The sequence below is a fragment of the Pantoea sp. X-Soil-YNGN-785 genome, assembly GCF_059730585.1.
Map to the genome: position 1 here is coordinate 381,203 of NZ_AP035943.1, position 13,957 is coordinate 395,159.

Consider the following 13,957-nt stretch of genomic DNA (forward strand, 5'->3'; position numbering starts at 1 on the left):
TAACAGGTTACTGAACAGGAATCAGCAGATGACGACCAGAGTGATTTTTCTTACCGGTGCCAGCGGACGCATCGGCCGGACGTTCTTCGAAGCCACCCAGAATCGCTACCGTTTTATCCTGACGGATGTGCGGGAGCCCGACTACGCGATCCCCGCCCCGCATCGGTTTATCGCAGCGGATTTGTCGCAACCGGATGCGGCAGCGAGCTTACTGTCAGAAGAATCTGTCGATACCGTCATCCACCTCGCCGGTATCCCTGATGCACAGGCCAATTTCGACGATCTGCTGCCCGCGAACATTCTCTCCACCACCTGGTTACTGAAGGCTGCCGCAGAGCATCGCTGTCGTCGTCTGGTGTTTGCCAGCAGTGCGCAGACTATTGAGGGCTATCCGACAGATGTTCAGATACATCCCGGCATGGCTGTCTGTCCTGCAAATCTGTATGGCGTCACCAAATGTTATGGGGAAGCCCTTTGCGCTTTCTATGCCAGCCAGCACGGTCTGAGCTGCGTGGCACTGAGAATCGGAGCGTTTGAAGCAAAACTGGATAATAGCCTGCACACGGCGCGGGATTACAGCGCATGGCTGAGTCCGGATGATGCCGTCCGCTTGCTGACCGGTGCGGTCGAGGCAGAGAACATCACCTTCTTTATTGGCTATGGCATTTCCGATAACCGCTTCAAGCGCTTTGATCTGACCCAGACGCGTGAGGTGCTGGGCTATACGCCGTCTGATAACGCATTCAAAACATTCGCGCCGGGTGAACTGGATTATTAAATCGGGTCGTCATGCTTAAGATGAACGACCGCCAGAAAGTTCGGCGGTCTCTTAAGCGCTGCCGGAAGCCGAATTCAGACGTAGCAGAAGCGGAATCGAGCCAATCAATGCGTTCCAGTACTCACCCTTCGACCAATGTCTTTCAGCTGTGAATATTTCTCCAGCAGCTGTGGACCATCATCCAGGCTCATGGCAAACATCCACATATAGGTCATTACCGAATAGATATGACCGGCATTGGTGCTGCCACGCCCCGACATCACCGCGATGGTGACCGCAAACAGCAGTGCCGCCACGCTACCGATGGCCAGATAGCCGCACGCTTCCCGATCCGAGAGGCGGATCCGCAGACTGGCAAGCACGCCATAGTGTCGCCCCAGTGACGCGGCGTTCGCGTTGCTGACAAAGCTCACCTCTTTCTCCAGCCGGTTGTTAAGACGGCCAAACAGCGCATCGTTCTTGCGGGTAAATCCCGGCAGGAAACAGGCGAAGAACAGCAGGATCGCCAGACAGCCTGCGCCGGTCCAGAACTCGATAGCCAGCAGCATCACTGCCGCACCGGTCATTGACGCCAGCGAAGTAATCAGCACCGGCAGATGCTTCTCGAAAAAGTCGACAAACTCGCGAGACAGCGCCACCCGCGCAGCAATCGTCGACGCGCTATGTTTTTCATTGCGCTGTGCCACAATCACCGGCACGGCCAGCTCAGCATAGATGCGGGCAAAAGTACGGGTATCGACACTGCGCCGCGCTGCGCCGATGGCCCACATGGTAAAGACCATCGCCGCATAGAGCACCGCATGCCAGGTCCTGCCGGAGAGTATGGCGTTGATAGCGAAGCCCGCCAGCAGCGGATAAAGCAGATACATGACGTTTTCCGCCACCACCAGTAGCAGCGTGAGGAATAGCTTGCGGCTATGGCGGCGGCCAAGCATTTTTAATGTCAGAATAGCGCTGCGGGGAGCCGCAACGGGCAGGATCGTTTTTGAGGAAGACATAGTTTCTGTTTCTGATAGAGTTACTCTTGAGCGGTTGCTCAAGTACGAAAAGCAGTCTATTTGAGCAATTGCTCAAAGTCAACGTGGCAGTGATAGAGAGAATAATGAAAGAGTCGGCTGAGGTATTAAGAACCAAAATCCTGGATGCAGCGATAGTGCTGTTTATTGAGAAAGGGATCGAAAAAGTGACCACCCGTGAACTCACCGAGTCGGTAGGTATTTCACGCAGTCATATTTACCACTACTTCAGCAACTGGCAGACACTCTGCCTGGCGGCGCTGGAACGCTTTATGCGGGTCGATTTTGAAAGTTTTGCCGACACACTGGCCGTGCTCACACCGCGTCAGCGGCTGCATACCCTGTTTGAAAGCCATCTGCCGAGTGCACCGGATGCCACCTGGCAGCTCTACGCCTCTTTCTGGCAGACGGCAGCGCACAATGCTGCTTATGCTGCACTGGCTGAAGAGATGACTGAAGTGTGGCAGGCACTGATGGAGGGGATAATTCGTGACGGTGTCACCGACGGCACGCTGCGATGTGATGATGTTCCCCGCACCGCCAGGCAAATCAGCGCCATGCTGAACGGCTATGCGGATTTGCTGACCATAAATCCTTCAGAGTCCAAAGCTCGCGAAGCCATGACAGACCTCGACCAGTTTGTTGAATTTGCCCTGGGGCCATGCCGTTAATCCCGCTTAATACGGTTTACCTTTCGCCATATATTAATTAAATGTTAAAGAAAGGTTTATTGTTTTAATTAGCGTGCAGTTTTAAGCGGCTATAAATGCGAGTTCGTCAGTTAAGCTGACTTATGCTTTTTACGTCTGAAAAGCCCCCTTTTTGATAGCGTTTTTCGCCGGAAACAGCTGTTTACACAGATTATAATCATTGACTTAGCGCCTGGTGAAACGGGTAAGCTGGTGTTTTTACGCCATTTATTAGAAAGCCGTTAGCGTAGCGGCAATAATGCATGCGGTCATAAACCCACCAACTGATTGATTCCTATAGCAAAGAATGTGTTATCTGCCGACAAAATTAATCATTGAGTCGGACCTGAAAAACACCTATATTGGCCGCGCTTTACACATAGCCACCCATTTTAATTCATTTATTCAACTGTGACGCTACGCCCGTCCCGGTTGTAGGAGAGATATGATGACGGATAAAGTCCGTATTGATAGTTTGAATGCACAGAACTTAAACGCAACCAACGAAACCTATTTAGCCCGTCAGGCTGAATTTGAATCAAACGTTCGAAGTTATCCTCGCAAATTGCCGTTCGCGATTGCGAAAGCTCAGGGTGTCTGGATCACCGACGTCGAGAATAATCAGTATCTCGACTGTCTTGCCGGTGCCGGAACGCTGGCGTTGGGTCATAACCATCCAGACGTTCTGCAGAGCATTCAACATGTCATTACTAGCGGCTTGCCGTTACATACTCTCGATTTAACTACGCCGTTAAAGGATGAGTTCTCTGAGTACCTGCTCTCGTTATTACCGGGTCAGGGCAAAGAGTACTGCCTGCAGTTTACCGGCCCGTCCGGCGCAGATGCCGTTGAAGCGGCGTTGAAACTGGCGAAAAAGCACACCGGTCGTTCCGGTATCATTAGCTTCTCGGGTGCCTATCACGGTATGACCCACGGCGCGCTGTCGGTCACCGGCAACCTGTCACCGAAAGAAGCCGTAGACGGCATGATGCCGGAAGTGCAGTTCATGCCTTATCCGCACCTTTATCGTTGCCCGCTGGGCATTGGCGGTGAAGCGGGCGTGAAAGCGCTGACCTACTACTTCGAAAACCTGATCAACGACGTTGAAAGCGGCGTTCGCAAACCTGCGGCGGTGATTCTGGAAGCGGTTCAGGGTGAAGGCGGGGTTAACCCGGCACCAGCTGAGTGGCTGCAGCGCATCCGCAAAGTGACCAAAGAGCACGGCATTCTGCTGATCATCGACGAAGTCCAGGCGGGTATTGCCCGTACCGGTAAATTCTTCGCCTTTGAACACGCGGGTATCGAGCCAGACATCATCGTGATGTCCAAAGCGGTCGGCGGCGGTCTGCCACTGGCGGTACTGGGCATTAAGAAAGAGTTCGACGCCTGGTCTCCGGGTCACCACACCGGCACCTTCCGTGGCAACCAGCTGGCGATGGCTACCGGCCTGACCACGCTGAAACTGCTGAAAGATAACAACATCGCTGACAAAGTCGCGGCACAGGGCGAATGGCTGAAAGGCAAACTGGGCGAGCTGCAGCAGCGCTACCCGGTTATCGGCAACGTGCGTGGTCTGGGTCTGATGATCGGCATCGAGCTGGTGAAACCTGACGAGCCTGCTGACCACATGGGCAGCTTCCCGGCAGACGGCGAGCTGTCAGCGCTGGTACAGAAAAAATGTTTTGAGAACGGCCTGATTCTGGAGCGTGGCGGACGTCACGGCAGCGTATTACGTCTGCTACCTTCCCTGCTGATCACAGATGCAGAACTGGACGTGTTCCTGGATAAATTTGAAAACGCCCTGCTGTCCGCTGGCGTGAAAGCAGTTTAAGTGGAGTGAATGCAATGTCCCGGTTAAACCCGATTCTGGCGGCCTCAGCACAGAGTACCGAGGCCTACCAGCAGGCGATTGCCCAGAGTAGCGCGGCCGTCGTTAAGTGGCTGGAACAACCTGAGATGTATCAGGGAAAAACCGTCGCAGAGCTGCGCGAGCGCATCACGCTGGACTTCAATCCTCAGGGCCTGGGTAACCAGGCCGCGATTGAACGCGCCATTGAGTATTTCCTCAAAGACAGCCTGTCGGTGCATCACCCGCAGTGTGTGGCGCATCTGCACTGTCCGAGCCTGGTCATCAGCCAGGCGGCGGAAGTGCTGATCAACGCCACCAACCAGAGCATGGATTCATGGGATCAGGCACCGTCTGCCACCCTGATTGAGATGAAGCTGATTGAGTGGCTGCGCACCCAGGTGGGTTATCAGCCTGGCGACGCGGGCGTCTTCACCAGCGGCGGCACCCAGAGCAACCTGATGGGGCTGATGCTGGCGCGTGACGCCTGGTTTGCGCGTCAGGGACATTCTGTTCAGCAGGATGGCTTAACCGGCGATCTGAAGAAGATTAAAGTCTTCTGCTCAGAGAACGCGCACTTCTCCGTACAGAAGAACATGGCGCTGCTGGGTCTGGGCTATCAGTCCGTCACGCAGGTGAAATGTGATCAGTTTGCCCGCATGGATATGGATGACCTGCGTCAGAAGCTGGCCGCATCTAAAGCTAACGGCGAAAACATCCTTGCGATCGTTGCCACGGCGGGTACTACCGATGCCGGTGCAATCGATCCGCTGCGTGAAATCGCGGCGCTGGCGGCGGAAGAGAACATCTGGGTGCACGTCGATGCGGCCTGGGGCGGCGCGCTGCTGCTTTCAGAGAAGTATCGTGACTATCTGGATGGCATTGAGCTGGTCGACTCCATTACCCTGGACTTCCACAAGCAGTTCTTCCAGACCATCAGCTGCGGTGCCTTCCTGCTGAAGGAGGCACGTCACTATGAGCTGATGCGCTACCAGGCGGCCTATCTGAACTCGGAGTTTGATGAAGCACAGGGCGTGCCGAATCTGGTATCCAAATCGCTGCAGACCACCCGTCGTTTTGATGCACTGAAACTGTGGATGGGTCTGGAAGCGCTGGGTCAGAAGCAGTATGCCGAAATCATCGATCACGGTGTGACGCTGGCGCAGCAGGTGGCACAGTACGTTGAAGAGCAGCCTGCTCTGGAGCTGGTGATGAAACCGCAGCTCGCCAGCGTCCTGTTCCGTTATCGTCCGGCGCATCTGGCGCACCTCAGCAGTGCGGATATCGCCCTGCTGAACCAGCGCATCGGGGATGCCCTGCTGGAGTCAGGCCGCGCTAACGTCGGCGTGACCGAGCACGATGGCGTCACCTGTCTGAAGATGACCCTGCTGAACCCAACGGTAACGCTGGAAGATATCAAGGTGTTGCTGACGCTGGTGGAAACGACGGCACAGCAGCTGGTGTAATTCATCACATCGGTTCACACCACAGAGGCGCCTTAGGGCGCCTTTTTATTTTTCTGCCGCGCTCTTTGCTTTTAATATCATGATGACCTGTTCATCCCTGTCCCCTCCGTTCCGTTACATGGCCTCTTCATCTCAGATCTTGTACTGGCTGATCCATTCGGTAAAAAAATCGAAGTTGAGGTAGTAATAATCAATGAGCTGCGTGATCCCGAAATACTCAGCGTCTTAAAACAGCACCGCATTTAATTATTTATCGTGCGCTGACGCCCGATGTCACCCATTCACAGCAGGTCGAGAAAGCTGGTGCCGGTATTATTGTCGCTACCGTATTTGATGAGGTCGGCATTATACCCGCCGCATTATCTTTACCTTTAGCAATGTTCCCATGATGGCTGACAATGTGAAGATTCCGGTGCAGGCAGCCGTTGGCATGGGTGACGTGCGGAGTATACAGGCAGAGCTGGCCTCACGCGCAGAAGGTGCCCGGAAGAGAAACTGACAGATTTAATGATTCTGTTTAGCGCGCGTTTAATATATAACCCGTACAGACTCTTTATTTCATCTTATATGGATAAACCGCATCACGATCAAAAAATAACGCTTACCTTTTAGCCATAATAGACCAATATTCAAATTACCTCTTTGATTAAGCCACAATAACGGCTATTCACTGGGTGAGTTAATTCAACAGGAGTAATGGCTTATGCTGCTGCGTAAATTAATCATCATTATTATGGGTCTGATTATGGCGGCCGTGATTATCATTGCCGATAACCATGCTGATAAAGTCCGCTCGCGCGATCAGGTTTTCAGTTTATCGTCATCGCAGGATCGCTAATCTGTTCTGAATAACCAACGCCTGCACCCTCGCGGGCGTTAACGCTAACAGGCAGCCTGATACACAGGCAGCCTGCCCGATTATCCTTTACCGCTCACAGAACTTAGCGTGACGGCGGCTCATCCAGCAGTCGCAAATGATCATCTTTATTCAGCGTCATCAACGCAACAATACTGACCAGCGCAGTCGCCATCACATACCAGGCGGGAATATCAGGATTACCGGTCTCTTTGATCAGGCTGGTAATGATCAATCCGGCGCAGCCGGAAAAGACCGCGTTAGAGAGCGAATAGGCCAGGCCCAGCCCGGTGTAACGCACGCGCGTCGGAAACATCTCGGCCAGCATCGCGGGCCCTGGCCCCGCCAGCAATCCGACCACGCCACCTGCGATAAAGACCACCAGCGCTTTGGGCAGCAGTCCGGTACTCTCTGCCTGCAAAACGTTTAACAGCGGCAGAGAGAGCACCAGCAACAGTACCGCCGCTGCGACCATCACGGCGCGGCGGCCAATCCTGTCGCTCAGCATCCCGGCCGGGATAATGGTGGCGGCAAAGCCGAGGTTCGATATCACCGCAATCAGCAGTGCCTGGTTAAATCCGGTGTGCAGCGATGCCTGCAGATAAGTCGGCATGATCACCAGCCAGGTGTAACCTGCCGCCGACCACACCATCAGCCGGCAGATGCCCAGCAGAATCGTTTTCAGCGTGTCACCAAGGCTGGCGTTCACTTTTTCCTGGGTTTGTGCCTGCTGCTGAACAAACGCGGGCGTCTCTTCCATCTGCACCCGCAGCCAGAGTGCCAGCGCGCCCAGCGGCAGTGCGATAAAGAACGGGATGCGCCAGCCCCAGCTCAGCATCTGCTCTGGCGTCAGCAGCACGGAGAGCAGTGCCACTATGCCCGCACCTGCCAGTAATCCCAGCGCCACGGTAAAGGATTGCCACGCGCCATACAGACCGCGCTTTCCGCGTGGTGCAAACTCGGTCATCAGCGACACCGCCCCGCCATACTCGCCACCCGCGAACAGGCCCTGCAGGATACGCAGACTGGTAACGATCAGCGGAGCCAGGATACCCAGTTGGGCATAGGTCGGAACCAGACCGATAGCGGCTGTCGCCAGCGTCATCATAATCAATACAAAAATCAAGGTGGGTTTTCGCCCGATGCGATCGCCCATCCGGCCAAAAACAATGGCACCCAGCGGACGGAAGAAAAAGGCGATGGCGAACGACGCATAGGTCAGCAGCAACCCGGTCAGCGCGGACTCGCCCTCCAGCCGGAAAAAGTTCTGCGCAATCACCGTGGCCAGAAAGCCATAGACCGCGAACTCATACCATTCAATGAAATTACCGACCGAACCGGCAAGCAGAGCACGTTTTCGGCTGGCGGAAGAGAGCAGATTATCAGCAGGAGCAGACATGGCAGGCGATCCTTTTTAAAGCCTCATCAGTCGCTTATGATTAGCACAATCGCTGCTCATCTGCGCAAACTTCTGCCCGTCGCGTTACTTCAGGCACATAAATCTGCGGTTGCAGACCCCCACACGCTCTTTTTCACCTTCAGTTCTTGCACAACCGCTGTGCGATTGTCAGGATACGCGGCATTGAATGAATCAGGCGGATAGATGATGAACGCACACACCTCAAAAGATCCTCTGCATGGCATCACGCTGGAGATGCAGATAAACAGTTTAGTCGCGCAGTATGGCTGGGCAGAGCTGGGAAAACGGATCAACATTAACTGCTTTAAAAGCGATCCCAGCGTTAAATCGAGCCTGAAGTTTTTACGCCGTACGCCGTGGGCGCGGGCTGAAGTCGAAGCGCTCTATCTGGCCTCGTTAAACGCACAACCGGCAGCACGCGACAAAGCGGCTGAAGAAGCCGATCAGCCATCTGCTGAAGATCCGTGGGGCAAGTGGCGCGGGAACACGCCGGAGTAACACCGAAAATGAAGCAATAAAAAAGCCCGCGCAGGTAAACCTGGGCGGGCTTTTTTCACGTCAGGCTGCTGTTACAGCGCCATGTCGTGTTTCGCTGAAGGCGCAGCCTGCTGAGGCTGTGCTCCCGGCGCGTCTGCGGTTTTGCCTTCCATGTTGATCACGGGCGGCGTGGTCAGTTGCAGAGTCGCTGCGGTCTCATTCCAGACCTGCTGCAGCAACGGCACGTTATCATTCAGTTTCTGACCGTAGCCTGGGATCATTTTGTGGATCTTCGCCTGCCATTCCGGTGACTTAAACTCTTCCGGGAACAGTTTCTGCATCACGCTCAGAGAGATTGGCGCTGCGGTTGATGCACCAGGAGAAGCACCCAGCAGAGCCGCCACAGTTTTCTGCTGATCGGTCACAATTTCTGTGCCCAGTTTCAGCACGCCACCTTTATCAGCATCTTTCTTGATAATCTGTACACGCTGACCGGCCTGAATCAGTTTCCAGTCCTCTTTCTTCGCGTCCGGGTAGTACTCTTTCAGCGACTCGAAGCGATCTTCATCACTCAGCATCACCTGTCCGATCAGGTATTTCACCAGGTCGAAGTTATCCATACCCACATCGGTCATTGGCACGATGTTATGGGTAGTGGTGGTGCTCAGCAGATCAAACAGCGAGCCGTTTTTCAGGAACTTGGTTGAGAAGGTCGCAAACGGTCCAAACAGCACGACGCGTTTGCCATCCAGATAACGGGTATCCAGATGCGGAACGGACATCGGCGGTGCACCGGTTGAAGCCTGACCGTAAACTTTCGCCAGATGACGATCGGCGATAGCACTGTTTTCGGTGACAAGGAAAGAACCACCGACCGGGAAGCCTGCATAGTTATCGGCTTCCGGGATGCCGGTCTTCTGCAGTAATTTCAGCGCGCCGCCGCCTGCACCGATGAAGACATATTTCGCGTCAACCGCACGTTCGTTGCCGTTTTTAGCATCTTTAATCGTGACGTGCCAGGAGTTGTCGCCGTTACGTTTGAAGTCGGTCACTTCCGATGAGGTTTCCAGACGGAAGTTATCATTCTTCTTCAGGCTGCCGATCAGCTGACGGGTAATTTCACCGTAGTTAACGTCGGTGCCGACTGGCGTCCAGGTAGCGGCCACTTTCTGCTGTGGATCACGACCTTCCATTACCAGCGGTGCCCACTGCGCGATCTGTTTGTGATCGGTAGAGAACTTCATCCCCTGGAACAGCGCAGTTTTCTGCAGCGCCGCATAGCGTTTGGTCAGGAAGTCGACATTGTCGCCCCAGACAAAGCTCATGTGTGGCGTTGAGTTGATGAAAGAGCGCGGGTCGTGCATTACGCCCTCTTTAATCTGAGAGCTCCAGAACTGACGTGAAATCATAAAGGCTTCATTGATTTCCAGCGCTTTAGACACGTCGATCGAGCCGTCTTTACGCTCAGGCGTATAGTTCAGCTCCATGTTGGCAGAGTGACCGGTACCGGCGTTATTCCAGCCGTTAGAGGATTCCAGCGCCACGCCATCCAGTTTCTCGACCATGATCTGTTTCCAGCCAGGCTGCAGCTCTTCCAGCATGGTGCCCATAGAGGCGCTCATAATGCCGCCGCCAATTAACAGGACATCGGTTTTCTCTGGTGAGGTTTCAGCGTGGAGGGCTGAAGAAACTAACAAGGCCGCGAGGGAAAGGGTGGGAATAACTTTCTTTGAATTCATCATTTTAATCTACAGCTCAGACGGTACTGGTTAAAAAAAGTCCTTAAAGTTTAAAATAATGTTATTTATGAGTTAATGTGAAAATAGTTATAAAATTAAAAATAGCAATTTAGTCTTAATTTAATTACAAAAGGCTACCGAATTGCTCACATATTTTAACCACACATTAAGGGTGTCCTTTGAATTATACAATCCCCTAACCCAAATATTGTTATTGCGCTGTCGCCCGCGCGCAGACTGCTAAAACTGTACTGATGCGGTGAGTTAGCGTATGTTTCCAGCCGATCCCCCACCCGTGCTGAACATCGATGACAAGCCAACCACAGAACCGACATGCCGTGACGAAACGACCCATGAAACTCAGTACCCTGACCACCCTCATGATGACTGCGGTGATCGTTACCGTGCTGCTCGCTGTCCATCTGCTCTATTTCGTTCAGATTGATAACTTTGCCCAGTCGCATCTTAAAGATAAAGCGATGGCGGTGGCGCGAACGCTGGCAGACAGCCCGGAAGTGCAGCGCGGGTTACTGTTGCCAGACGGCAGCAGCCAGATTCAGCTGCTGGCGGAAGCCGCGCGCAAACGCAATGGCCTGCTGTTTGTGGTGGTGACGGACATGCGCGGCATTCGCTTTTCACATCCCAATGCCGCGGTGATCGGCAAACATTTTGTCGGCAATGACATCTATCCCACGCTGAGTGGCCGGGAAAATGTGGCGGTCAATCATGGCGTGCTGGTGGAGGCACTGCGGGTGTTTACGCCGGTCTATAACGCACAGCATCAGCAGATTGGCGTGGTAGCAATCGGCATTGCGCTGAATGATGTGGCAGCCCAGATTGCAAAGAGCCGCTGGAATATCGTCTGGACCGTCCTGTTTGGTGGTGTGGTCGGGCTGCTGGGTATTCTGATTCTGGTCAGGCGACTCAAGAAAATACTGCTGGGGCTGGAGCCACACGAAATCTCCAGCCTGTTTGAACAGCGCCAGGCGATCCTGAATTCCATTAAAGAAGGGGTGATTGCGGTCGATGATCAGTCACGCGTCAGCCTGATTAACCACGCGGCTCAGCAGTTGCTGCATGAAACCACCCGCAGGATGCCGTTAAGCGGTGACCTGATTGCTGAGGAGAGCGTCATGCATCGCCATCAGCAGGATGCGCTGCATGCGGGTAAAGCCTGGCACGATCAGGAGCTGACGCTGGGTAATCGCATCCTGATCAGCAACACCGTTCCGGTGCGCAGTCGTGACCGCATTATCGGCGCGGTAACGACGTTCAGGGATAAAACCGAAATCAGCCAGCTGATGCAGCGTCTGGACGGCATGGTAAACTATGTAGATGCGTTACGTGAGCGGTCCCATGAGTTCATGAATAAGCTGCATGTGATTCTGGGCCTGCTGCATATGAAAAATTATGCACAGATGGAAGAGTACATTCTGAAAACCGCTAACGCCTATCAGACGGAGATCGGTTCGCTGCTGCAAAAGATCAAATCGCCGATCATTGCCGGTTTCCTGCTCAGCAAAATCAATCGGGTAACCGATGAAGGTCATCAGCTGATTATCGATGAGGCGAGCTTTCTGCCTGACTGCGGCAGCGAGGAGCAGAGCGCAGTTCTGATTACCGTGCTGGGCAATTTAATTGAAAATGCCCTTGAGGCGCTGGATCCGGAAACCGAAGGGGAAATTCACCTCATGCTGCATTATCAGAATGGCTGGTTAGCCTGCGAAGTGAGTGATGACGGGCCGGGCATCGGCAGCTCGCAGCTTAGCGCCATTTTTGAGCGCGGCGTCTCGTCAAAAGGTGACGATCGCGGTGTCGGACTGTTTCTGGTCAAACAACAGACCGAAAGCCTGGGCGGTAATATCAGTGTTGAGTCGGAACCCGGTGTATTTACCCAATTTTTTGTGCAACTTCCGTGGGAGAGAGGAATGATAACCCAATGATCAATGTGTTAGTTGTCGATGATGACGCCATGGTAGCCGAGCTGAATCGCTGTTATATCGGGCAGATCCCAGGCTTTACCTGCTGCGGCACGGCCTCAACCTTACAGCAGGCTAAAGAGCGGCTGGCCGAGGCTGAACCACAGGTTGATCTGATCCTGCTGGATATCTATATGCAGCAGGAAAACGGTCTCGACCTGCTGCCGGAGTTGCGCAGCGCCGGACGCCCGGTTGACGTGATTATCATCTCGTCAGCGGCGGATGCCGCCACGATCAAGACCTCGCTCAACTATGGCGTGGTGGACTATCTGATCAAGCCTTTCCAGTTTGCCCGCTTTGAAGAGGCGCTGACCGGCTGGCGACAGAAAAAGTCGCTAATGGATAATCAACAGTTCTATCAGCAGTCAGACGTCGATCAGCTGTTGCATGGCAATCCGCCAGGCGCCAGCGAGCAGAAACGTTTGCCGAAAGGCTTAACGCCGCAGACGCTGCGTACGCTGTGCCTGTGGATCGACGCGCATCCGGGCACCGAGTTCTCTACTGATGAACTCGCAACCGAGGTGAATATCTCCCGGGTCTCCTGCCGCAAATACCTTATCTGGCTGGCGCAGATTAATATTCTGTTCACCAGCATTCACTATGGGGTCACGGGTCGTCCGGTTTACCGCTATCGCCTGCAGCCGGAGTATCACACCTTACTCAAACAATACTGTCAGTGAACCAGCCGGTAGTCCGTGTCGAGTAACTGAAACGAAAAGTGACGTTGTGACGAGCAGATGATCTGCCTGTCACGGGTCACAAAGATAGCTTCAATGCCCGGTTTGTCGGTCAGGCAGGCGATACCCTTTTCAACGCCCAGCCCGTACAGCAGCGTCGTATAGATGTCGCCATCCAGCGAGCGCTCGGAAATCACGGTCACGCTCAGCAGCTCGTTATCCAGCGGATAACCGGTCTGTGGATCCAGGATGTGGTGATAACAGATCTCATCCAGCTCGAAATAGCGCTCATAAATACCGGACGTCACGACCGAGCGGTTATTTACACCGATGACACCGATTAGCGCATCGGCCTTACCAAACGGCTTTTTCAGACCGATTGCCCAGCCCGCCTCTTCAGGCGGCGCGCCCACCGTCTGAACGTTGCCGCCCAGATTGATCAGCGCACTGCTGACCTGCTGCTGACGCAAAAAGGCCTGGACTACGTCGGCGATATAGCCTTTGGCGATGGCACCCAGGTCAATCTCCATTCCTGGCCGTGCCAGCATCACGCTGCGGGTGGCAGCATCAAGGATCACGTCCTGCGGATTAATCAGCGTCATGCGCGCCTGAAGATCGGCTTCTGACGGAACGCTGTGGCCCTGAAAACCAATTTTCCAGCACTTCACCAGCGGACCGATAGCGAGATTAAACAGGCTGTCGGGCAACAGACTCACCGCATGCGCACAGGCGATCAAATCAAACACGGGCTGACTGACGACCACCGCATGCTCTCCTGCCGCGTGGTTAATCGCCATGACTTCCGATGCCGCGCGATTTACCGTGAAGAGATTCTCCTGCTGTTTGATCAGGCGGAAAACCTGTCCGGCTAGCGTCTGGTTGTCTTCGAAGAGTTTGAGCAGGATGGGCGAACCCATTAGTACAGCGGAGTAAGCATAGACACGCGCATCAGTTAACATAGGCGACTCTGCTTTATAGGGGAAAAACCGGCACCCGCAGGATGCGGATGCCGGA

Annotated in this window: 12 protein-coding genes; 8 read left to right on the top strand and 4 right to left on the bottom strand. The window is 54.1% G+C overall.

Going from position 1 to position 13,957, the window contains the following annotated elements; translation table 11 throughout:
- Positions 1 to 28: 28 nt before the first annotated feature.
- Positions 29 to 778 (top strand): NAD-dependent epimerase/dehydratase family protein, encoded by a 750-nt coding sequence (locus AC6I8E_RS20445; RefSeq protein WP_497824737.1) that lies wholly within the window; start codon positions 29 to 31, stop codon positions 776 to 778.
- 104 nt (positions 779 to 882) lie between these two features.
- On the opposite strand, the gene AC6I8E_RS20450 is transcribed toward AC6I8E_RS20445, so the two are convergent.
- Complete coding sequence (locus AC6I8E_RS20450) at positions 883 to 1,776, bottom strand: ABC transporter six-transmembrane domain-containing protein (RefSeq protein ID WP_497824738.1); 894 nt, start codon at positions 1,774 to 1,776, stop codon at positions 883 to 885.
- Between the two features lie 104 nt (positions 1,777 to 1,880).
- Between AC6I8E_RS20450 and AC6I8E_RS20455 the strand changes: the two genes are divergently transcribed.
- The 4 genes from AC6I8E_RS20455 to AC6I8E_RS20470 all read left to right on the top strand — a co-directional run bounded on the left by AC6I8E_RS20455 (position 1,881) and on the right by AC6I8E_RS20470 (position 6,633).
- Entirely contained in the window at positions 1,881 to 2,465 is a 585-nt protein-coding gene (locus tag AC6I8E_RS20455) for a TetR/AcrR family transcriptional regulator (RefSeq protein WP_013196216.1), read from the top strand.
- Between the two features lie 463 nt (positions 2,466 to 2,928).
- Positions 2,929 to 4,314: a diaminobutyrate--2-oxoglutarate transaminase gene (locus AC6I8E_RS20460; protein WP_013196214.1), complete on the top strand. Its 1,386-nt coding sequence runs from the start codon at positions 2,929 to 2,931 to the stop codon at positions 4,312 to 4,314.
- A gap of 14 nt (positions 4,315 to 4,328) precedes the next feature.
- On the top strand, positions 4,329 to 5,795 hold the full coding sequence (locus AC6I8E_RS20465) for a pyridoxal phosphate-dependent decarboxylase family protein (protein ID WP_013196213.1): 1,467 nt from the start codon (positions 4,329 to 4,331) through the stop codon (positions 5,793 to 5,795).
- A 703-nt stretch (positions 5,796 to 6,498) separates the two neighbouring features.
- Positions 6,499 to 6,633: a hypothetical protein gene (locus AC6I8E_RS20470; RefSeq protein WP_013196210.1), complete on the top strand. Its 135-nt coding sequence runs from the start codon at positions 6,499 to 6,501 to the stop codon at positions 6,631 to 6,633.
- Between the two features lie 103 nt (positions 6,634 to 6,736).
- Here the strand turns inward: AC6I8E_RS20470 and AC6I8E_RS20475 are convergent, their stop codons facing one another.
- Positions 6,737 to 8,050, bottom strand: a complete 1,314-nt coding sequence (locus tag AC6I8E_RS20475; protein WP_013196209.1) for an MFS transporter — start codon at positions 8,048 to 8,050, stop codon at positions 6,737 to 6,739.
- Positions 8,051 to 8,257: 207 nt separating this feature from the next.
- On the opposite strand from AC6I8E_RS20475, the gene AC6I8E_RS20480 reads away from it, so the two are divergent.
- A complete protein-coding gene (locus AC6I8E_RS20480; RefSeq protein WP_041456564.1) occupies positions 8,258 to 8,569 on the top strand; it encodes a VF530 family protein in 312 nt (103 codons plus the stop codon).
- A gap of 71 nt (positions 8,570 to 8,640) precedes the next feature.
- Here AC6I8E_RS20480 and mqo read toward each other — a convergent pair whose 3' ends face one another.
- Positions 8,641 to 10,290 carry a malate dehydrogenase (quinone) gene (gene mqo, locus AC6I8E_RS20485; RefSeq protein WP_313677314.1) on the bottom strand — a complete coding sequence of 550 codons (1,650 nt, stop codon included), beginning with the start codon at positions 10,288 to 10,290 and terminating at the stop codon, positions 8,641 to 8,643.
- A 305-nt stretch (positions 10,291 to 10,595) separates the two neighbouring features.
- Between mqo and AC6I8E_RS20490 the strand changes: the two genes are divergently transcribed.
- A complete protein-coding gene (locus AC6I8E_RS20490; RefSeq protein WP_497824739.1) occupies positions 10,596 to 12,230 on the top strand; it encodes a sensor histidine kinase in 1,635 nt (544 codons plus the stop codon).
- Positions 12,227 to 12,946, top strand: coding sequence for a two-component system response regulator DcuR (gene dcuR, locus AC6I8E_RS20495; RefSeq protein ID WP_013196205.1), 720 nt, complete (start codon positions 12,227 to 12,229; stop codon positions 12,944 to 12,946). The genes AC6I8E_RS20490 and dcuR overlap by 4 nt, the downstream gene beginning before the upstream one ends.
- Here dcuR and AC6I8E_RS20500 read toward each other — a convergent pair.
- Positions 12,940 to 13,902: an FAD:protein FMN transferase gene (locus AC6I8E_RS20500; protein WP_497824740.1), complete on the bottom strand. Its 963-nt coding sequence runs from the start codon at positions 13,900 to 13,902 to the stop codon at positions 12,940 to 12,942. The two genes, dcuR and AC6I8E_RS20500, sit on opposite strands and share 7 nt — an antisense overlap.
- Positions 13,903 to 13,957 lie beyond the last annotated feature (55 nt).